Source organism: Mesorhizobium sp. M1066 (assembly GCF_040318635.1).
GTDB lineage: Bacteria > Pseudomonadota > Alphaproteobacteria > Rhizobiales > Rhizobiaceae > Mesorhizobium.
In genome coordinates, this window is sequence record NZ_JAMYMR010000027.1 from 1 (window position 1) to 20608 (window position 20608).

Here is a 20608-nt window from a genome sequence, read left to right on the forward strand (position 1 = left end):
GGGGGCTCCCCCCCCCCCACCCTTTATTGGGGGTTGGGGGGGCGGCCACGCGGCGGTTGGGGGGCACGGTTGTGCGAAACTGTAGTCTTCGACGGCTTTCGAGACGGTCAGGCCAGCTTTTCCTCGGCTCGTCGGCGCAGACCCCCTCTCCGTCTCGGCTTCGCCGAGCCACCTCTCCCCCGCTTCACGGGGGCGAGGAACCGAGCACCGCCTCTAAAATGACCAACAATTAACTTTGCTTGTCGCCAGTACCTTGCCTATCGTCTGCAGACAGAACCGGAGCCGTTGATGACATCCAGGATTGAATGGCTGCGCGGAACGCTGTTGGCGTCCTCTTTGGCTTTTGTCATGACCAGCCCGGTGCTGGCCGAGAGCCCTGTCTTGCCCAACACGGTTCCGGCCGAGTTCAAGGTCACGGATTTCCTGCTCGACAACGGCATGGAGGTGGTCGTCATTCCCGACCACCGTGCGCCGATCGTCACCCATATGGTCTGGTACAAGATCGGCAGTGCCGACGAGCCGCCCGGCAAATCCGGCATCGCGCATTTCTTCGAACATCTGATGTTCAAAGCGACGACCAACCATGCGGCCGGCGAGTTCGACCGCGCCATCTCCGATATCGGCGGCTCCAACAACGCCTTCACCTCTTACGACTACACCGCCTTCCACGAGACGGTGGCGCCGTCGGCGCTCGAGCTGATGATGAGCTTCGAGGCCGATCGCATGCGCAATCTCATTCTCACCGACGATGTCATCAAAACCGAGCGCGATGTCATTCTCGAGGAGCGCCGCTCGCGCATCGACAACAGCCCCGAGGCCGTGCTGGACGAGGAGGTCGATGCGACGCTGTGGCAGAACCAGCCCTATCGCATCCCGGTCATCGGCTGGATGCAGGAAATGCAGCAGCTGAACCGCGCCGACGCTGTCGCCTTCTATGACAAATATTACCGGCCCAACAACGCGGTGCTGATCGTTGCCGGCGATGTCGAACCGGACACGGTGCGGGCGCTGGCCGAAAAGACCTATGGCAAGGTGGCGCGCGGCCCCGATCTGCCGCCGCGCATCCGCCCGGTGGAGCCGGAGCAGAACACCAAGCGCACGGTGACGCTCGCCGATGCCCGCGTCAGCGTGCCGAGCTTTTCCACCCAATGGGTGGTGCCGTCCTATCACACGGGCAAGCCGGGCGAGGCGGAAGCGCTCGACCTCTTGGCGGAGATTCTTGGCGGCGGCAATCGCAGTCGGCTCTACCAGGCGCTCGTCGTCCAGCAAGGTATCGCATCCAGCGCCGGCGCCTTTTTCCAGGGCACCATGCTCGACGACACCAACTTCACCGTCTATGGCGCGCCGCGCGGCGATGCCAAGATCTCCGACGTCGAAGCGGCGGTCGATGCCGAAGTGGTGCGCATCGTCAAGGATGGCGTCACGCCATCGGAGCTGGAGAAGGCCAAGGACCGCTATGTCAGGTCAATGATTTTTGCCCGCGACAAGCAGGATTCCATGGCCAACATCTACGGCTCGACGCTGGCCACCGGCGGCAATGTGCAGGACGTCCAGCAGTGGACGGACCGCATCCGCAAGGTCACGGCAGACGAGGTCAAGGCCGTCGCCGCGCGCTACCTGGTGCTCGCCCGGTCGACCACCGGTTATCTCTTGCCGCAACAACAGGCGGGGAATTGATTTGATGTCGAGATTGAGCGTTGGCGCTGCCCCTCACCTGCCTGCCGGCATCCTCTCCCCGTATAGTGACGGGGAGAGGGGCGCCGTCATCGCCGGTTTCGCCAATTACCATGGTCGCAAGACGGGCGCCGAGGTTGCGGCCAGCCTCCTTCTCCCCGTCACTATACGGGGAGAAGTGCCCGGCAGGGCGATGAGGGGCGGCGCCGACTTCGGCGATCGTTCGTCTGGAATACAAATTGGAAGCTGTCATTTGTCTGAAGCGACTGCCCCAAGGCGCGCCATCGCCCCGCTGCTCACGTTACTCCTCTCCATCCTCTTCCTCATCCTGCCGGCACTCACGGCGCGGGCCATGGATATCCAGTCGGTCACCTCGCCGAAGGGCATCACCGCCTGGCTGGTCGAGGACTATTCCGTGCCGGTCGTCGCCATCCGCTTCGTCTTCGGCGGCGGCTCGACGCAGGATCCGCCGGGCAAGGAGGGACTGGCCAATCTGATGACCGGCCTGTTCGACGAAGGCGCCGGCCCGCTTGACAGTGAAGACTTCCAGATCAAGCTCGACGATGCCGGCGCCGAGATGAGTTTTGATGAAAGCCGCGACGGCATCTACGGCTCGATGCGCATGCTGGCCGAGCAGCGCGACCAGGCGTTCGACCTGTTGCGGCTGGCGGTCAACGAGCCGCGCTTCGACCAGCTGCCGATCGACCGCATCCGCTCCCAGATCCTGTCCGGCATCATCGCCGGCGAGAATGATCCCGACACGGTGGCGCAGAACAAATGGGCGCGAGCGCTTTATGGCGATCATCCCTATTCCCGCTCCGACCAGGGCACCAAGGAAAGCATCGCCGCCATCACGCCGGCCGATCTCAAAGCCTTGCACAAAGCGGTGTTCGCCCGCGGCGGCCTGCGTGTCGCAGTGGTCGGCGCCATCGACGCGGAGACGCTGAAGAAGAAGCTCGACATGGTGTTCGGCGATCTGCCGCAAAACCAGGCGCTGAGGCCGGTGGCCGATATCGACCCGAAGCTGGCGCAGCATATCGAGGTCGATTACGACCTGCCGCAGACCTCGCTGCAGCTCGCTTTTCCCGGCGTGAAGCGCAAGGCGGCGGATTTCTTCCCCGCCGTGCTGATGAACGAGATCCTCGGCGGCGGCACCTTCACCTCGCGCCTGTTCCAGGAAGTGCGCGAGAAGCGCGGGCTGGCCTACAGCGTCAACTCCTCGCTGATCAACCAGGACCACGCCAGCGCGCTGATCGTCAGCACCGGCACCCGCTCCGACCGGGCGGCCGAGACGCTGGGCATCATCCGCGACGTGGTCAAGCGACTGGCCGAGCAAGGCCCGACCGAGGCGGAACTGGCGGCGACCAAGAAATACATGATCGGCGCCTACGCCATCAACAATCTGGACTCGTCCAGCGCCATCGCCTCGACGCTGGTCGAGCTGCAGCTCGACGATCTCGGCATCGACTACATGCAGCGCCGCGCCGGCTACATCAACGCGGTGACGCTCGACCAGGTCAAGGCGGCGGCGAAGAAGCTGCTGACCGCCGAGCCGACCATCATGGTCATCGGCCCGAAACTGGCCGGAGCCGGCAAGGGATGAGAGCCGGCACGCATTTCCCTTTTCCGAGCGCTGGCGCTGCCCCTCATCGCCCTGCCGGGCACTTCTCCCCGTATAGTGACGGGGAGAAGGAGGCTGGCCGCAACCTTGGCGCCTATTTTGCGACGCCGGTAATTGGCGAAATCGGCGATGACAGCATCCCTCTCCCCGTCACTATACGGGGAGAGGATGCCGGCAGGCAGGTGAGGGGCGGCGCTGATCTCGCCAATTGGCGGTCTCCGCCACAGGCCGGAAACGGGGCAGGAGTCACTCAAAATGGCGCCTAGCTTCGGCATCGCTTTCGGCGGCGGCGGCGCGCGCGGGCTGGCGCATATCCATGTCATCGAGGCGCTGGACGAGCTGGGCATCAGTCCGGTGGCGATTGCCGGCTCGTCGATCGGCGCCATCATGGGCGCCGGCATGGCATCAGGCATGACCGGAAAGGACATCCACGACTATGCCCGCTCGATCCTCGGCCGCCGCGCCGAAGTGGCGAGCCGCATGTGGCGGGCACGGCCGGGCACGATCGCCGAAGCCATGCAGAACGGCATCCGCGTCAGCCAGTTCAACGTCGAGCGCATCCTCAAGGCCTTCCTCCCCGAAGCCATTCCCGAAACCTTTGCCGAGCTGAAAATCCCGCTGAAGGTGACGGCGACCGACTATTTCGGCCACAAGCTCGCCGTCTTCGACGACGGCGACCTGCACTCCGCGCTGGCGGCCTCGGCGGCGATACCCGCCGTGTTCCGCCCGGTGACGCGCGACGGCAGGCTGCTGATCGACGGCGGCATCTACAACCCCGTGCCGTTCGACCTGATCGAGAACGACGCCGACATCATCATCGGCGTCGACGTGGTCGGCGCGCCGGAAGAGGCCGACCGCAAGCAGCCGACCTCCGTCGACCTGATGTTCGGCGCCACGCAACTGATGATGCAGTCGATCATCGCCAACAAGTTGAAACAATGCCGCCCCGACATCCTGGTCCGCCCGGCGGTGTCGAGATACCGCGTGCTCGATTTCCTGAAGATCGACGCCTTGATGAACGAGACGGTGGATATCAAGGACGAGCTGAAGCGGCGGGTGGAGAAGGTGCTGGAGGCGAGGAGCGCCGCCGCCGTTAAAGGGAGGCGAGGAAAGCAGGTCGGGTGAGGATGCATCTTCCCGACGCGATCTGAAAGGCTCCAACCGATTTACGATTTCGCCACCGGCACATACTCCAGCGCCACAACACCGTTGCTGAACGGCGTCGCCGAAATCAGTTCGAGCGACACCGGCTCGCCGGCTGGGAACAGCGGCTTGCCCTGACCGACGGCGCCGGGGTAGCTGAGCAGCCTGACGCGGTCGACCAGGCCATGGCGCAGCAATTCCTGCGCGACGCTGAGGCTGCCATGCACATAGATGTTGCCGCCGCTGCCTTGCTTCAGCGTCCTGACCGATTCCGGCAGGGAGCCCTTCAGCAATTCGGCTGGCTCCCACTCGAGCGCCTTCAGGCTGGTGGAAGCGACATATTTCGGCAGCGCGTTGAACCGGTCAGCAAAATCCCCGGTTTCCGTTGGCCAAGAGCCGGCAAAGATCTCATAGGTCGTGCGCCCCAAAAGCATGGCGCCGCTGTCGGCAAGCTCGTCCTCCTTGAACCTGTTCATCTCGTCGTTCCAGGTCACGCTAGGCAGCTTCTCGACCTCGGCAATGCCATCGACGCTGATGAATTCGGTGACGATAAGTTTTCGCATGGCGCTCTCCTTCTTTGGTCAAAGGACGGAATGGGCAGGCCTTTTGCGACACGTTCCATGAAAAATAGCACGGCGCCTTGTCGTTTTCGGTCAACGCCAGAGACACGCATTGACCTCACTGGCCTGGCGGCGCCACGCAACTGATGTGCAGTCGATCGTCGCCAACAAGCTGAAGCAATGCCGCCCCGACATCCTGGTCCGACCGACGGTGTCGAGATACCGCTTCCTCGATTTTTTGAATTGATGCTTTGATGCGCGAGACGGCTGCGAGGGGCGGGAAGAGCAAGCGCGGAGAGCGGGTGGCTGGTGAGGGAGCGCAGATGTCTCAACCTCAGATATAAAAACGATAGCATCACCTGACATTGTAAAATAGTGCGAAACAGATAATATTGACAAAGTCAGAAACCGTGGTACGTTTTCGATCATGCGGGACGACATCCACAAAGAAGTTCCTCGACCGGCGAAGATTCAGAAATGGATCAAGCTTTGCCTCCGACCGGCTGATCGTAACACTGGACGTACCGTGGACGCGCTCTCAGACGCGCTTCGGGACGCATTTCGTCAAGAAGTGACCTCAGGATTTCGTAACGGGATAGTAGCTGCGTTGGAGGGGTTGCCGAGCCTCTTCTCGCCACTTGAACTCGTTGACCATCCCAAAGACCTTGGTGGTATCGGAAGCGTGATGGAGTGCAATATCCTCAATTGCATCAAACGAAGGGTCGCAGAAGGTGAGGATTTGCGGAACGCAATTTGGAATGCCGGTATCGAGATGGCGGCTTCTCGTGTCGACTCGGACATCCGCTGCGCGGAGCCAATCTTGCTCGCGGATAGCAAGTCGAATCGCCATGGCATCGCGCAGATGCAGAATGACGCCGCCGATGTCGACTACGGTTCGATTGTCGGTGCGGCCTTAGGATTGGGGCAAACCTCAGGCTCTGCTAGGTCGGGTTCGAGATTGTCGCCGGACGAAGACTTGCTTGGCGGAGCTCGCCCATGACCAACTCCGCACACATTGTCGTTCGTGGTCGAAAGCAACGACCGCCAGGTGTAAGCTTCATCGACTGCGTGATTGGGAACGACGTGGTTCTTGACTTCAACCGACTGCAAGATTTTAGCGCCAGGCTTTTGCTTGATATCGAACAGGATCTGATCCTGCTTAGCGGAGCAGTTGCCTTTGCGGATCGTGTTGTTCCGCGTAGACGCGGTAGCGGTTGGCGAAGGGACCTGACGCTGACCTTACCCGTGAATGCAATTGCGAAATGGAGCAGCAAATCCGTATACAACGCCTTGGTCGACGTACTTGAATTTGTCACCGGCGACGGTTGGACGTTTGAGTTCAGGGGCGGCGCGGAACTCCTCTCCGTACCGCAATCGAGCATCTTGGTACCAAGCGACGAGTACGTGGTGATCCCATCGAGCGAGGGCCTGGATAGTTTTCTCCAGTGGCAACTCCTAAAGAAAGAGCAAAGGCCACTGCGGCCACTGCGTATTCAAACTTCCTCGCGCTCAATAAATAAGAATCGCAATCGAAGCCTGGATGTTGCGGGCGGTCGAGACGACCCAAGACTGAGCTTGCCGGTCTCGATCTCTGTTGGCAACCATCCCGAGCAAAGCTATCGAACGCGGACGTTCTTGTTCTTTGCGCTAGCCGCGTTGGCTGCAGTGAAAGTCGGAGCCGACAAAATAGTGGTAGGTGAAAACGGCGTAGGAGCGATTGGTCCAAGTCTCGTTCCATATGGCGATGAATGCCCGCATCGGACTACGCATCCTGCCTTCACGCGGCGGCTCGCTCACTTCATCAACGTACTACTTGACGCAAAAATACAATTTGACCATCCGCAGCGGTTTCGTACCAAGGGGCAGGTGTTGACCGAGGCTATCGGCGTAGGAGTGACGGGTTGGGAGAAAACGCATTCATGTGTGAGGGATGGACGAGCGGGATTGGGAGGTCGTGGATGTGGCACTTGTTCGGGCTGTTTGCTACGTCGGACTTCGCTTTTAGCTGCAGGCCAAAGCCAAGATGGGTTTTACTGGGCCGACTTGTCCGCGAGCGATCTTGACGGCAGTCGCCGCGATACGTGCGGACGGTCGGCGAACAACAATGACATCGATATAGCAAGGCACGGGATACATGCGATGTCGTCCTTGGCAGCGCTTGCCATCTCATCTAAGCGCGACGAAATCATCCGGCGATCCGCGTGGGAACTCGAACAGGAGCTTGGAGCCAAGTTCGATGCCACAGTCGCTTCGATAACGTCGCTTGTTGAAACGCACGCTCAAGAGTGGGCCGCACTTAGGCAAATGTACGGATCCAACGGAATTCTCAATCAACAATAAAAAGCATATCATTATGGCTAGGCTTGAAGAAATAGGCGCAATTGAAATCGGGGAGCGGCTGCGAATCGCTCGCGTCTCTGTTAAGAAAACGCAGGATGAAATCGCCGGAGTGCTTGGCGTTTCTCGCCCGACGATGATTTCCATAGAGAAGGGTCAGCGGAAAATAAGGCTCGATGAGCTGCACATGGTAGCGCCGGTTCTCGGGATATCCGTTAACAAGTTCCTTGCGCGCGATGCCGTTCACGTTGATCTTTTTGCGCGGTTTAGAAAAGCCAATGCAGATCAGGATGAGGCTGCATCTAGTATTCGGTTACTTAATAAGCTGGCAAGTGCTTCCGTTGAGTTGGAAAGAATACTTGGCATCAATTTCTCTCCCTCCTATCCCCCGGAGCAGCCGATAAGCCAAGGCTCAGTAGAGCGCCAAGCTGAAGAAGCGGCGATGAGCCTTAGACATCGGCTCGGACTTGGTCACGCGCCGATCTCCGACATTGTATCGTTGATTGAGGGAGAGTTGGGTATACGAGTGTTTATCAGGTCGTTGCCATCGAAAGTGTCGGGACTGTTTGCATTTGACCCATTAGTAGGCGCTTGCATCTTGCTCAATGCGAACCATCCTTGGGAACGTCGCGCTCTGACTGCTGCTCACGAGACTGGGCATTTTGTATCGGATCGTTCTTCTGTAGATGTCTTGGAGATTGATGAACTGGCAACCAGCCAAGAAGAGAGATTCGCCAACGCATTCTCGTTCGCATTCATGATGCCTCCGATTGGAGTGAGGCGCAAATTTAAGGAACTTGCGGAAGCGGATAATCGCTTCACGCCGCGCCATCTCATACTCATGGCACATACATTCCACGTTTCGCCTGAGGCTATGTGTCGTTACATGGAACGGCTAGAACTTCTTCCGGGTGGTACGTTTGACAGTATGAAGGAGCGGGGCTTCGATCGACAATTCATTCGCGGGATTGTGGGTGATTTAGCTCCAAGTTCGAATGCCTTGCCAACCACGCCCCGTCTCGCGCAACTCGCATCATCAGCATACCGACGTGGATTGGTGTCAGAGGGGCAATTGGCTCGGATGTTGGAGTTGGATCGCATAGAAGTGCGGAGGTTGTTGGATACTTTCGGCGGAAGTGAAGAGGATGAATTTGCAATCCCCCTTTCTTAGTCTTCCGCCCGTGCCACTTGTTCTAGACGCCAGTGCCCTCATTAATCTGCTTGGCACCGGCGCTGCTGGAGAGATTCTAGGGCATCTGGCGCGACCCGTTCTCGTTGAATGTGTCGCCCTGGCGGAGCTAACGAGGCACCCATTGCCAGATCGAAACCACCAGGCCGAACTCGAGTCCCTTTTCGCCTCTAAACTTCTTACGAAGGCGGTTATGAGTGCACAAGCACTGATTGTCTTCTATGGACTAGTCTCTGATGACATCGCGGGCGGCCTCGATGACGGTGAAGCGGCAACAATTGCAATGGCCGTTTCAGAAGCTGTCGGAGCTATCCCTGTAATTGATGAAAAGAAGGCGAGTCGTATTTTCAGCGAGCGTTGGTCTGAGCGACAAGTGACCGACAGCATTACAATGCTGAGCCAAGCTGCGGTAATCGAAGGATTGCAATACGATGGCTACGTGGACGCAATCTATTCCGCCTTGTTTCACGCTCGGATGCGAACGCCCAAGGGCGCGCGACCGTGGATTGAGAATCTTCTTGGGCCTGAGCGAGTGTCGGCATGTTCTAGCCTGGGTATTCAACCCCGGTGAGAGTACGCCCGTCTATGGGCGCACCATAAGTGTGCGCGCCCGCCTTTTGGCGGGAGGGCTGTCAATAAGCCTTTCCAGCTAGAAGCCCGCAGCCCCCTCAGTCCTTCGCCCGCTCCACATACGCCCCATCCGCCGTCATCACCACCACGCGGGTGCCCGGCGCGATGTGCGGCGGCACCAGCGTGCGCACGCCGTTGGACAGCACGGCCGGCTTGTAGGAGGACGAGGCCGTCTGGCCCTTGGTCGTCGGCTCGGTTTCCACCACTTCGAAGGTTGCGCGCTGCGGCAGCACCAGAGAAATGGCGATGCCGTTGAACTGCGACACCTGCACGGCCATGCCTTCCAGCAGGTAAGGCGCCATGTCGCCGACCACGGCTTCCGACACCGCCACCTGGTCGTAGCTTTCCGGGTTCATGAAGTGAAACCCTTCGCCGTCGCGATAGAGGAAGGTGTGCTCGCGCTCTTCCACATAGGCGCGCTCCACCTGTTCGGTGGTGCGGTAGCGCTCCGAAACCTTCACCCCGTCGCCGATGCGGCGCATGTCGAGCTGCGTCACCGGCGTGCCCTTGCCTGGGTGGATGTTTTCGGCAAAGAGGATCACATAAAGCTTGCCGTCCTTGTCGACGACGTTGCCTTTGCGGAGCGAACTGGCGATGACTTTCACCACGGTTTTAAATCCTGCAAGAAGAGTTGACTGGCGTTTGCCGGCTAGTGCGGCGCTGGATGGGGGCCTACCGCATCTTGGCCGCCGCCGCCAGCCCCATTCCACCATGTTCCGAGCCGCATGACCGAAGCTTCGCCCTGGTGGACGCCTGACGTTCATGCCGACCGCCGCCCGCGGCTGATGCTGCGCAACGGCATCGCCGCCGGCCTGCGCGACTGGTTCGCCGCCCATGATTTCGTCGAGGTGCAGACGGCCGCGCTGCAGGTCTCGCCCGGCAACGAGGCGCATCTGGCGGCCTTCGCCACGGAAGCGATGGGGCCGGACGGTGCAAGGGCGCCGCTCTATCTCCACACCTCGCCGGAATTCGCCTGCAAGAAGCTGCTCGCCGCCGGTGAAACCAGAATTTTCAGCTTCGGCCCTGTCTACCGCAACCGCGAGCGCGGGCCTTTGCACCATCCCGAATTCACCATGCTCGAATGGTACCGGGTGGGCGAGGCCTATGAGAGCCTGATGCTGGATTGCGCCGCCTTCCTGGCGCTGGCCGCCACGAGGGCAGGGGCGACTCTTTTCTCGTTTCGGGGCCGCGACTGCGATCCGTTCGCCGAGCCCGAACGGCTGAGCGTGGCGGAGGCCTTCACTCGCTACGCCGGCATCGATCTGCTGGCAACGGTCGCCGCCGACGGCAGCACCGATCGCGACGCGCTGTATGCGGCGTTGACCCAGGCCGGCCTGCGCACTGCGCCCGACGATAGTTGGGCAGATTTGTTCAGCCGTGTGATGGTGGAAAAGATCGAGCCGTTGCTCGGGCAGGGGCGCGCGACCATCCTGTGCGAATATCCACTGGCCGAGGCGGCATTGGCGCGGCCGAGTCCGCGCGACCCACGCGTCGCGGAGCGCTTCGAGCTGTATTGCTGCGGCGTCGAACTCGCCAACGGCTTTGGCGAACTGACCGACGCCGACGAGCAGCGCCGGCGTTTCATCCTCGAGATGGATGAGAAAGAGCGCATCTATGGCGAGCGCTATCCGCTGGACGAGGATTTTCTTGCCGCCCTTGCCATCATGCCGCCGGCCAGCGGAATCGCGCTCGGCTTCGACCGGCTGGCGATGCTGGCCACCGGCGCGCAAAAGATCGAGGACGTGATCTGGACGCCTGTTTCCTGAGGCGCGGAAAGATCTGGCCTATTCGATTCCAGGGATCAAGACTGGACCGTGACCCCGAACCAAGAGACCACATGATCGGTACGGGATTTCAAGGTCAATCGGGAAGATCCACAGTGGCTGCTTCTGAAACGGTCGAAATCGCCATTGTCGGCGCCGGAGTTGTCGGGCTGGCGACGGCACTTCGCCTTGTCGCGGACGGCCGCGAAGTTCTGCTCATCGATCCGAACGAGCCGGGCTCCGGCGCGTCGTTCGGCAATGCCGGGACGATCGCCGAATATGCCTGCATGCCGGTCGGCACTCCTGCGGTGCTGCGGGCGTTGCCAAAGCTGCTGCTTGATCCCAACAGCCCGTTTTCGCTGCGCTGGCCGGCGCTGCTGCAGCTGGCGCCATGGCTCGTTCGGTTCATGCGGCAATCGCTGCCGGCGGCCACCCGGGCCAATGCGCTGGCGCTCGCCGGACTGCTGGCCGACGCCCTCCCGGCCTGGGAGGAAATGGCTGGGGAGGCCGATCTGGACGATCTGCTGCGCCGCAATGGCTGTCTTTACCTCTATCGCCGCGAGAGCGATTTTGCCGCTGGCGCCGGCGGCCGGGCAATGCGCGCTGGGTTTGGCATCCACCAAGAGGTGCTGACTCCGGAAGAGGTGGCGGCACTTGAGCCGGGCCTGCCGGCGACAGCAGCGCATGGCGTGTATTTTCCCGACTCGATCAATGTCACCGATCCGGCAATGGTGATGCGGCGGTTGCTGGGCGCGGTGAGTGCCCGTGGTGCATCGGTGAAGCAGGCTGAGATCACCGGCCTGCAGGTCGAGGCTGGCGGTGTCCAGCTCAGCGGCCCCGGCGTTCGCATCAAGGCTGGTACGGTGGTGATCGCCGCCGGTGCACGGTCACGCGCACTGGCCGCGCAGGCCGGCGACAGGATTCCGCTCGAGACCGAGCGCGGCTATCATCTGGAATTCCAGACCGACGCGCCGCTGCTCAACCGGCCTGTCTGTCCCGTCGATCTTGGTTTCTACCTGACGCCGATGGCTGGCCGCTTGCGGGTCGCCGGCACGGTCGAACTCGGGGGCCTGGTCGCGCCGCCAAATCCGCGCCGGCTGGCGCTGCTTGACCGTGGCGCCAGGCAAATTTTTCCCGGGCTCGGCTCGCCTGCCTCGCAATGGCTCGGCTTCCGGCCGTCCCTGCCGGATTCCAGGCCCGTCATTGGCGCTTCGCGCGGCAGCTCCCGCGTAATCCATGCTTTCGGGCACGGCCATCTCGGCCTGACGCTGGCTCCGATCACCGCGCGGCTGGTCGCCGACTTGATCGGCGGACGCGGCGATCCGGCGCGGCTCGCACCTTTCGCGGCGGGCCGTTTCGGCCGTTGATCGACCGATGCCATCGATCTGAGCTAGTGTGCGAAAATCTGCTCCAGCGAGCGAAAACCCTTGAATTCCAGGGCATTGCCCGAGGGGTCGCGGATGAACAGCGTCGCCTGTTCGCCGGGTTCGCCCTTGAAACGCACCATCGGCCGTTCCAGCCAGTCGATGTCGTCGCGCGCCTCCAGCCGCGTCGCCAGGCGTTGCCAGTCGTCCATCAAGAGCACGGCGCCGAAATGCGGGATCGGCACGACAATGCCGTCGACCTTGCCGTCGCTGGGGGCCTGTGCGGCCTGCAGACGCAGATGCGCCGACATCTGGTGGCCGTAAAGGTCGAAATCGACCCAGGTCGCTGACGACCGGCCGATGGCGCAGCCCAGCACCTCGCCATAGAAAACGCGGGTTTCATCGAGATCACGGACCGGAAAGGCGAGATGGAATGGCGTCATCGAAATGCTCCGTGCAGGCTGCGAACCGATTTTGCGTCACAGGGTTGGCGATTTGAACCGTCCACCTGCATTTTGATTGAAGCCTATGCCATTGCACAAGCCGGACCGGAACAATAGATGGGTGGGCAACGGCCGCACACCGGCCGCACCAGCAGGATTTCAGGCATGACCGATATATCAGACGCAGCAAAATTGACCGACCGCGTCGCGGCTCTGGTCGAGGCTGCAAAAAAGGCCGGCGCCGATGCCGCCGACGCGGTGGCCGTGCGCGGCCGCTCGACCGGCGTGTCGGTGCGTCTCGGCAAGGTCGAGGCTACCGAAGCCTCCGAGAGCGAGGATGTCGCGCTGCGCGTTTTCGTCGGCGGCCGCGTGGCGAGTGTCTCGGCGACAGCGGCGTCCGACCCGAAAACACTGGCCGAGCGCGCTGTTGCGATGGCGAAGGTGTCGCCGCAGGATCCTTATCAGGGGCTGGCCGACCCGGCATTGCTCGCCAAACAGACGCGCGATCTCGACCTGTTCGACGCCACCGAAGTGTCCGCCGACCAGTTGAAGGAAGCCGCATTGGCGGCGGAAGCGGCAGCGCTTGCCGTCAAGGGCGTGACCAATTCGGCCGGCGCCAGCGCCGGTGCGGGGCTGGGTGGCCTGGTGCTGGCCACCTCGCACGGCTTCCTCGGCCACTATGTCGGCTCGCGTTTCTCGCGCTCGGCCAGCGTCATCGCCGGCGAGGGCACCGGCATGGAGCGCGACTATGAATTCTCCTCGCGCCAGCATTTTGCCGATCTCGATGCGCCCGAGGACATCGGCCGCAAGGCCGGTGAACGCGCCGTGCGCCGCATTGGCGCGCGCAAGGCGGCGACCGGGCCGGTCGACGTGGTTTTCGATCCGCGCGTCGCGCGCGGCATCGCCGGCCATCTTGCCGGCGCCATCAACGGCGCCTCGGTCGCGCGCAAGACCTCGTTCCTGCGCGACATGATGGGCAAGCAGGTGGCCGCGTCCGCCATCACCGTCACCGACGAGCCGCTCCGGCTGCGTGGCCAGGCCTCGCGGCCGTTCGACGGTGAAGGCGTCGAGGGCGAAAAGCTGTTGATGGTCGAGAAGGGCGTGCTCAACCACTGGTTCCTGTCGACCTCGGCTGCAAGGGAACTGGGCCTCGTCACCAACGGCCGTGGCGCGCGCGGCGGCTCTTCCGTGACGCCATCCTCCACCAATCTCGCCATCGAGCCTGGCGAGCGCTCGCCGGAAGAGCTGATCAAATCGCTCAAGACCGGCTTCTACGTCACCGAAGTGTTCGGCCAGGGCGTCGACATGATCACTGGCGAATATAGCCGTGGCGCCTCGGGTTTCTGGATTGAGAACGGTGAACTGGCCTATCCGGTCGCCGAGGTCACCATCGCCTCGAACCTGAAGACGATGTTCCTCAACATGGTGCCGGCCGATGACCTCGACCGTAATTTCGGCACCGCCGCCCCAACGCTCCTGATCGAAGGCATGACCCTTGCCGGAGCATGACTTGACCATAGCCGGGGCCATCTCCGGGGCCACCGAAGACCTGCCGCTGCTGCGCGATGCCGCCCGCGAGGCGGGGGCCATCGCCATGCGCTACTTCGGCAACAGCCCGCAAGTCTGGATGAAGGGCGGCACATCGCCGGTCAGCGAGGCCGATCACGCCGCCGACGCCTATCTGCGCGAAACGCTGCTGGCGGCACGGCCGGATTATGGCTGGCTGTCGGAAGAGACGGTCGACGATCCGGTTCGGCTTTCGGCACGCCGCACCTTCGTCGTCGACCCGATCGACGGCACGCGCGGTTTCCTGGAAGGCCAGCGTACCTGGTGTGTCAGCGTCGCCGTCGTCGAGCATGGCCGCACGTTGGCCGGCGTGCTGGAATGCCCGGCGATGGAGGAGACCTATTGGGCGCTGCCCGGTCAGGGCGCCTTCCGCAACGGCAAGCGCATTGCGGTGCGCAAGCTGGCGGATACGGCCGAGATTTCCGGGCTGAAGCAGTTGACCGACCTGATGCCGGCCGAATGGCAGGCGCGGCTGAAGCGGGCGCCTTACAGCCCTTCGCTCGCCTATCGGCTGGCCATGATTGCCAACGGCGCGCTGGATGCCACTTTCGTCAAGCCGAACGCGCATGACTGGGACATTGCGGCGGCCGATCTCATCCTGCGCGAGGCCGGTGGCCGGTTGCTCGACCAGCATGGCCGCGCCCCGCTCTATGCCGGCGAGGTGACTCGTCACGGCGCACTTGCTGCCGGCAGCGGTGAATTGCTGGCCGTGCTCGCCGGCGTCCTCGCCGGTCTGGACGCGTGAAAGCGTTTTCCCGGGCGAGATGAATTCATCTCGCCCCAAAGGTTCCAAAGTCGGCGGCTTTGGTCTAGACCTGTCACAAACTCACGATATGTGAAGGACCGACATGGCCGCGGAAGACGGAAAGAAACAGCTTTTGCATCTGGTGTTCGGTGGCGAACTGAAGAAGCTTGGCGGCACCGAATTCCGCGATCTCGACGGGCTCGACATCGTCGGCATCTATCCCGACTATCAATCCGCGCACACGGCATGGAAAGCCAAGGCGCAAGCCAGCGTGGACAACGCCCACATGCGTTACTTCGTCGTTCATCTGCACCGGCTGCTGGACCCCGACAACAAGGCTGCCGGTTGACTTCGATGGAGCATGACCTGGCGAAAGGGCCAGCAAGCGATGCCGCGCCCACGGGCAGGGGACGCAGCCGCACGACCAAGGCCTTCTGGCGCAAGATTCGCCAACCGCTGGCGCAGTCGCGATTCGTCAAGAACGCCATTGCCAGCCTGTTCGCCCAGTTCGTCCGCTTCGTGCGCCTCACCAATCGCGTCGTCGAGGGATCGGCACGGTTTTCGGGCGGTGCCTATACCGAGTTCGAGCCTGGCATCATCGCCTTGTGGCACGGCCAGCACCTGCTGACGCCGGCCTATTACCCCAAGCGCAAGCCGCTGGTTGCCATGGTTTCGCGCAGTGCCGATGCCGAGCTCAACGCCTTGATGCTGGAAAAATTCGGCATCGAGGCGGTGCGCGGCTCCGGCGGGCGGGAAAATGCCAGGCACCTCGACAAGGGTGGGGCAAAAGCGCTTATCGCCCTGAAAAAGTCGCTCGCCGTCGGCAAGAACGTCGCCATGATCGCAGATATTCCGCACGGCACGCCGCGAGACGCAGGGCTTGGCATCGTTCTCCTGGCCCGCCTCTCGGGCCGGCCGCTTGTGCCCGTCGCCATCACCACCAGCCGCCGCAAGGTGCTGGAGAAGAGCTGGGACAAGACCACCATCAACCTGCCGTTCGGCCGTTCGTCGATCGTCATCGGCCAGCCGATCTTCGTGGCGGCCGGCGCCGATGACGCCGAAATGGAGCGCAAGCGCCAGGAAGTGACGACCGCGCTCAATGCCGCGACCGCCGAGGCCTACCGTCTCGTGGATGCTCCGCGATGAGCGGCCGCTGGGCACGGGCCATGCTGTCGGCTTACCGGTTCGCGGGTGCGGCAGCCTATCCGCTGGTCGGGCCCTATGTTGCCTGGCGCACCTCGCGCGGCAAGGAAGACCGCTACCGCCGCCGCGAGCGCTATGGCGTCGCCGGCCGCGCGCGCCCCGATGGGCCGGTGATCTGGATCCATGCCGCGAGCGTCGGTGAGACCATAGCCGTCGTGCCGTTGGTCGAAAGCATTCTCGACTACGGCGTCAACATCGTGCTGACGACCGGCACGGTCACCTCGGCGCAGGTCGCCGACGAGCGTCTCGGTGACCGGATCATCCACCAATATGTACCGCTCGATCTCAAGCCGGCGGTCAGCCGGTTCCTCGATCACTGGCAGCCGGATCTGGCGATCATCGCCGAATCAGAGATCTGGCCGATGACCATCCTCGAGCTTGGCGCGCGCCGCGTGCCGCAGGTGCTGGTCAATGGCAGGCTGTCCGACCGCTCGTTCAAGTCGTGGAAGAAACGGGCCAACATCGCCGAGGCGTTGTTCGAGAACCTGGCTCACGTCGTGGCGCAGTCGGATGTCGATGGCGAGCGGTTTCTGGCGCTCGGCGCGCGGCCGGTCACCGTGTCGGGCAATCTCAAGGTCGATACCTCGCCGCCGCCCGTCGACGAACGGGCGCTGGCGACGCTGCGGCGGCAGGTAGGCACGCGCCCGACCTGGGCGGCGATCTCGACCCATGACGGCGAGGAAGTGGTCGCGGCTGAAGTCCACGCGATGCTGCACAAGCGCCACCATGGTCTCCTGACGATCGTCGTTCCGCGTCATCCCGATCGCGGCGAGGCGCTTGCGGCGCAGATTTCCGGCATGGGCCTGAAGGTCGCGCGGCGCAGCAAGGGCGACAGGATCGCCGCCGACACGGATATCTTGCTCGGCGACACGATCGGCGAGATGGGGCTCTATCTCCGGCTGACCGAAATCGCCTTCGTCGGCCGCTCGCTGACCTCCGAGGGTGGCCAGAACCCGCTGGAGCCGGCCATGCTCGACACGGCGGTTCTCGCCGGGCGCAATGTTCAGAATTTTCGCGAGGCCTACCAGCGTCTCCTCGACAGCGGCGGCGCCAAGCTGGTGCGCGATCGCGACATGCTGGCCGGCGCCGTCAATTTCCTCCTGACCAACGAAGTGGCGCGCCACGAGATGATGGCGGCGGGTGTAGCGACCGTCGACGAGATGCGCGGCGCGCTGGCGCGCACGCTGAAATCGCTTGAGCCCTACATCCAGCCGCTGGTCGTCAAGTCGCGCCTGAAGGGCGCGAACGGGCGCTAGCGTGGCCTCCGAAGCACCACCATTCTGGTGGGAAGAGCCGGACTGGCGGGTCTTGGCGCTGTCGCCGCTATCGGCCATCTATGCCGCCGCCGCCGGCCGCGGCATGCGGCGGGCCAGGCGCGAGAAGATCGAAGCACCCGTTCTGTGCATCGGCAATTTTACGGTTGGCGGCACCGGCAAGACACCGGTGGCCATCGCGCTCGCCAAACGGGCTAAGCGCATGCATCTGAAACCAGGCTTCCTGTCGCGCGGCCATGGCGGCTCCTTCGCCGAGCCGCACGTGGTCGATATCGACCATGACAGTGCCAGGCATGTCGGTGACGAACCGCTGCTGCTCGCCGAACACGCGCCGGTGGCGGTGACGCCGAACCGCGCCGCCGGCGCTCGGCTGCTGCTGGAACGGCATGGCTGCGATTTCCTGATCATGGATGATGGCTTCCAGAGCGCCCGCATCCACATCGATTATGCGCTGGTCGTCGTCGATGCGCGCTATGGGATCGGCAATGGCCGCGTCATTCCGGGCGGGCCGCTCAGGGCCAAAATCGTCGACCAGCTGGTCTTCACCAGCGGGCTGTTGAAAATGGGCGAGGGCACTGCCGCCGACGCCGTGGTCCGCCAGGCGGCACGCGCCGGCCGGCCAATCTTCGAGGCCCATATAGAGCCAAGCAGCAAGGCAGGGCTTGCCGGCAAGCGGTTCCTCGCCTTCGCCGGTATCGGCCATCCCGAGAAATTCTTCGACACGGTGCGCGAAGCCGGCGGCGAACTGGCATTGACGCGGCCGTTTCCGGACCATCATTTCTATGCCGAGGACGAACTTGCCGAGCTGGCGGCGACCGCACGCGCCGAAGGGCTGGTGCTCATCACCACCGCCAAGGACGCCGCCCGGCTACGCCACGGCGCCTCACAGGACTTTCTCGACCGGCTCGAGGTGCTGGAGATCGACACGGTCTTCGAACTCGACCACGTTCCCGAGCGCATCATCGACGAGACGCTCGATGCCTGGCGCCAGCGCAAGCTGAAAGGCTAAAGCAATTCCAGGAAAAGTGTGAAACGGTTTTCCCGGAAAAAGCGCATAGCGCTTTCCCTTGGGAATTGCGTCAAACAAAGAGATAGAGCGGTTCGCCGTTCCGTGAAACGGTGAACTGCTCTAACCGCGCTTACGCAGCTCCGGATGCATCTCGATTTCGCGGCGCAGCGAGGCGGTGGCGCTGATGTAGGGCTCCTGCCTGGCGACGCTCCAGTATTTCAACTCGTCGAGCGGAATGCTTTCGCCTGTCACCGCGCAGCGCACGAACGCGCCGGGACTGGTAACCTGGAAGTCGCCATCCAAATAGCGGATGCGGGCTTCCTTGCCGCCGGGGCCTTCGAAACGGTTCATCATGCGGGGACGCCAGGGTTCATGAGGATTTCTCGCCATAAATTCCCGGCGAGGTCAAGCATGCGACAAGCCTGAGACAATGCTGAACGCTTATTGTGAAGCGGAAAAATGGTGTTGGCAGGCCGCAATGGACATTTCCTCCACTCGTCTTCCCGCGTTGCTCAGGGAAGTGATGACGCCGCAGGCAGTGCCCTCGGGGCAGGCTGATCCAGTCATGGCGGCACTGGTCAAGGCGCTGGTCCAACCGCCGGCACCGTCTCTGCTCGCACAACAGACAGCGCCAGCGCTGTTGACTTTGCCGGCCGCGCCAATGGCCGTCAAATCGCAGCAGATCGCATCGGCTGGCATCGTCGATGCCTATCTTGCCCAACTTGAGACGGGCGAAGAGGCGGCGTTGGCGACCATCGCGGCGAGAAAGGCAAAACCCGAAGCCGAAACACTGCGAGCCTTCTTGCCGCCTTCGACAACAGCCAATGACAATGCCCCTGCCAAGCTTGCGGGGCTGTCATTGCTGTCGCTTATCCCGCCGCAGGCTCCAGTCCCGCGCAATGCTGCCGCCCTGGGTACATTGGCGGGCAGGCACAGGCCGGCCAATCAATCCCACGGTGCGGCGCCGAACCCAGAGCAGTTGCTGGTGAAAATTGGCTTTGTTTCGATAATGGCCGGTTTGCTGGGAGCCGTGATCCTCGGGTTCGTTCTGTTGTTGCTTCGTTGAGCTTCGAATCGGCTGGTTCTCGATATATGCCCGGCGGAAGGCCTACCGCTCGGCTTCGATGAACGCCTCGATCTTTTCCGGCGCCAGCCCGGCCTCCGCCGCGATGCGGCGGGCGAGGTCGGCGGCGGCGGCACGCGGCCGCCCGATCGGCCGGTCGAGCCAGTAGGACACCGGATTGAGCGCGGTGCGCTCATCGACCGTGGTGATGCGGCCCGATTGCAATTGATGCCCGGTCAGGGGTGGGCGTGCCAGCGCGATACCCAACCCATAGGCGGCGGCGTCGAGCACCAGATTGTAGTCCTCGAAGCGGCGGTCCTGCGGGCGCGGGCGATAATCCATGCCTTGCGCGGCAAACCAGGCGCGCCAGGCCGACGCGTCGGAATCGTTGATCAGCGGATATTTGAGCAGCCGGGCAGGGTCGCCGCGGCCGATCTCGCGGGCAAGCTCGGGTGACGCGACGGGGAAGACATGTTCCTCGAAAAGCTGCACCGAGACGCGGCCCGGAATGCCGCCGCGGCCACAGCGTATAGAGAGATCGATGCCCTCATCGGCAAGGTCGGCCTGGCGGATATCGACGTCGAGCACAATGCGCAGCTTCGAGGGATTGTTTTCCAGAGCCGCCATACGCGGCATCAGCCACAGTCCGCTGACCGAGGGGATCGAGGTCAGCCGAACCACGGCGGTGCCGCGCGGCTCGACCCAGCGGTCGGAGTGGGTAGATATCAGCGCGAAGGCTTCCGCTGTGCGCAGATGCAGCCTGTTGCCCTCGATCGTCAACGAGACGCCGCGCGCGCCGCGATCGAACACTTTCAATCCCAGCCAGTCTTCGAGCTTGGCAATCTGCCGGCTGACGGCGCCGTGGGTGATATCGAGCTTCTCGGCCGCCGCCGAAAAGCTGCCTGTCCGCGCCGCCGCATCGAAGGCGCGCAGCGTCTCGAGCGGCACCATTGTGTCCGAGCTGTGATCCATAGTCACAGGTGATCCTCGATTTGGTCGTTTGTCAACTGGCCTGAAATGGCGT

The 20608-nt window shown here is 62.8% G+C and carries 21 protein-coding genes and 1 pseudogene; 17 read left to right on the forward strand and 5 right to left on the reverse strand.

The genetic code is table 11. The annotated features are described in order from the left end of the window. Positions 1 to 288 precede the first annotated feature (288 nt). The 3 genes from NKH52_RS25610 (at position 289) to NKH52_RS25620 (ending at position 4420) form a co-directional block, all read left to right on the forward strand. Positions 289 to 1677, forward strand: a complete 1389-nt coding sequence (locus NKH52_RS25610) for a M16 family metallopeptidase (protein WP_352734779.1) — start codon at positions 289 to 291, stop codon at positions 1675 to 1677. Between the two features lie 250 nt (positions 1678 to 1927). After that, a complete protein-coding gene (locus NKH52_RS25615; RefSeq protein ID WP_352734781.1) occupies positions 1928 to 3277 on the forward strand; it encodes a M16 family metallopeptidase in 1350 nt (449 codons plus the stop codon). 273 nt (positions 3278 to 3550) lie between these two features. Then, positions 3551 to 4420 (forward strand): patatin-like phospholipase family protein, encoded by an 870-nt coding sequence (locus NKH52_RS25620; protein ID WP_352734783.1) that lies wholly within the window; start codon positions 3551 to 3553, stop codon positions 4418 to 4420. A 41-nt stretch (positions 4421 to 4461) separates the two neighbouring features. Here the strand turns inward: NKH52_RS25620 and NKH52_RS25625 are convergent, their stop codons facing one another. Beyond that, positions 4462 to 5001: a dihydrofolate reductase family protein gene (locus tag NKH52_RS25625; RefSeq protein WP_352734785.1), complete on the reverse strand. Its 540-nt coding sequence runs from the start codon at positions 4999 to 5001 to the stop codon at positions 4462 to 4464. A gap of 128 nt (positions 5002 to 5129) precedes the next feature. Between NKH52_RS25625 and NKH52_RS25630 the strand changes: the two are divergent. The 5 genes and pseudogenes from NKH52_RS25630 to NKH52_RS25650 form a co-directional block, all read left to right on the forward strand. Then, positions 5130 to 5342, forward strand: a pseudogene (locus tag NKH52_RS25630) (patatin-like phospholipase family protein); the annotation flags it as partial. A gap of 83 nt (positions 5343 to 5425) precedes the next feature. Further along, entirely contained in the window at positions 5426 to 5998 is a 573-nt protein-coding gene (locus NKH52_RS25635; RefSeq protein ID WP_352734787.1) for a hypothetical protein, read from the forward strand. Then, positions 5995 to 7338: a 7-cyano-7-deazaguanine synthase gene (locus NKH52_RS25640; protein WP_352734789.1), complete on the forward strand. Its 1344-nt coding sequence runs from the start codon at positions 5995 to 5997 to the stop codon at positions 7336 to 7338. The genes NKH52_RS25635 and NKH52_RS25640 overlap by 4 nt, the downstream gene beginning before the upstream one ends. 13 nt (positions 7339 to 7351) lie before the next feature. Then, positions 7352 to 8506 carry an ImmA/IrrE family metallo-endopeptidase gene (locus tag NKH52_RS25645; RefSeq protein ID WP_352734791.1) on the forward strand — a complete coding sequence of 385 codons (1155 nt, stop codon included), beginning with the start codon at positions 7352 to 7354 and terminating at the stop codon, positions 8504 to 8506. Between the two features lie 211 nt (positions 8507 to 8717). Beyond that, a complete protein-coding gene (locus tag NKH52_RS25650; RefSeq protein ID WP_352968044.1) occupies positions 8718 to 9095 on the forward strand; it encodes a hypothetical protein in 378 nt (125 codons plus the stop codon). 97 nt (positions 9096 to 9192) lie between these two features. Here NKH52_RS25650 and efp read toward each other — a convergent pair whose 3' ends face one another. Further along, positions 9193 to 9762, reverse strand: coding sequence for an elongation factor P (gene efp, locus NKH52_RS25655; RefSeq protein WP_027038615.1), 570 nt, complete (start codon positions 9760 to 9762; stop codon positions 9193 to 9195). Positions 9763 to 9879: 117 nt separating this feature from the next. Here efp and epmA point away from each other — a divergent pair, with 117 nt between their 5' ends. Both epmA and NKH52_RS25665 read left to right on the forward strand, forming a co-directional pair. Then, complete coding sequence (epmA, locus tag NKH52_RS25660; RefSeq protein WP_352734795.1) at positions 9880 to 10920, forward strand: EF-P lysine aminoacylase EpmA; 1041 nt, start codon at positions 9880 to 9882, stop codon at positions 10918 to 10920. Positions 10921 to 11033: 113 nt separating this feature from the next. Then, positions 11034 to 12284: an NAD(P)/FAD-dependent oxidoreductase gene (locus NKH52_RS25665; protein ID WP_352734797.1), complete on the forward strand. Its 1251-nt coding sequence runs from the start codon at positions 11034 to 11036 to the stop codon at positions 12282 to 12284. Between the two features lie 23 nt (positions 12285 to 12307). Here the strand turns inward: NKH52_RS25665 and NKH52_RS25670 are convergent, their stop codons facing one another. Next, positions 12308 to 12724: a VOC family protein gene (locus NKH52_RS25670; RefSeq protein ID WP_352734799.1), complete on the reverse strand. Its 417-nt coding sequence runs from the start codon at positions 12722 to 12724 to the stop codon at positions 12308 to 12310. 165 nt (positions 12725 to 12889) lie between these two features. Here NKH52_RS25670 and NKH52_RS25675 point away from each other — a divergent pair, with 165 nt between their 5' ends. From NKH52_RS25675 to lpxK, 6 genes are all read left to right on the forward strand, one after another. After that, positions 12890 to 14233 (forward strand): TldD/PmbA family protein, encoded by a 1344-nt coding sequence (locus NKH52_RS25675; protein WP_352679973.1) that lies wholly within the window; start codon positions 12890 to 12892, stop codon positions 14231 to 14233. Further along, complete coding sequence (locus tag NKH52_RS25680) at positions 14220 to 15035, forward strand: 3'(2'),5'-bisphosphate nucleotidase CysQ (protein ID WP_352734801.1); 816 nt, start codon at positions 14220 to 14222, stop codon at positions 15033 to 15035. The genes NKH52_RS25675 and NKH52_RS25680 overlap by 14 nt, the downstream gene beginning before the upstream one ends. Before the next feature lie 103 nt (positions 15036 to 15138). Beyond that, the gene (locus NKH52_RS25685; protein ID WP_013532345.1) at positions 15139 to 15384 is read left to right on the forward strand and encodes a DUF4170 domain-containing protein; all 246 of its coding nucleotides are present in this window, start codon (positions 15139 to 15141) and stop codon (positions 15382 to 15384) included. Between the two features lie 5 nt (positions 15385 to 15389). After that, positions 15390 to 16181, forward strand: coding sequence for a lysophospholipid acyltransferase family protein (locus NKH52_RS25690; protein ID WP_013532344.1), 792 nt, complete (start codon positions 15390 to 15392; stop codon positions 16179 to 16181). Beyond that, entirely contained in the window at positions 16178 to 17494 is a 1317-nt protein-coding gene (waaA, locus tag NKH52_RS25695) for a lipid IV(A) 3-deoxy-D-manno-octulosonic acid transferase (RefSeq protein WP_352734803.1), read from the forward strand. The genes NKH52_RS25690 and waaA overlap by 4 nt, the downstream gene beginning before the upstream one ends. 1 nt (position 17495) lies before the next feature. Continuing rightward, a complete protein-coding gene (lpxK, locus tag NKH52_RS25700) occupies positions 17496 to 18521 on the forward strand; it encodes a tetraacyldisaccharide 4'-kinase (protein WP_352734805.1) in 1026 nt (341 codons plus the stop codon). Positions 18522 to 18641: 120 nt separating this feature from the next. On the opposite strand, the gene NKH52_RS25705 is transcribed toward lpxK, so the two are convergent. Then, positions 18642 to 18875: a DUF2093 domain-containing protein gene (locus NKH52_RS25705; RefSeq protein WP_031213688.1), complete on the reverse strand. Its 234-nt coding sequence runs from the start codon at positions 18873 to 18875 to the stop codon at positions 18642 to 18644. Between the two features lie 76 nt (positions 18876 to 18951). Here NKH52_RS25705 and NKH52_RS25710 point away from each other — a divergent pair, with 76 nt between their 5' ends. Next, positions 18952 to 19587 carry a hypothetical protein gene (locus NKH52_RS25710; protein ID WP_352734807.1) on the forward strand — a complete coding sequence of 212 codons (636 nt, stop codon included), beginning with the start codon at positions 18952 to 18954 and terminating at the stop codon, positions 19585 to 19587. A gap of 42 nt (positions 19588 to 19629) precedes the next feature. Here the strand turns inward: NKH52_RS25710 and NKH52_RS25715 are convergent, their stop codons facing one another. After that, on the reverse strand, positions 19630 to 20556 hold the full coding sequence (locus tag NKH52_RS25715) for a LysR substrate-binding domain-containing protein (RefSeq protein WP_352734809.1): 927 nt from the start codon (positions 20554 to 20556) through the stop codon (positions 19630 to 19632). Positions 20557 to 20608 lie beyond the last annotated feature (52 nt).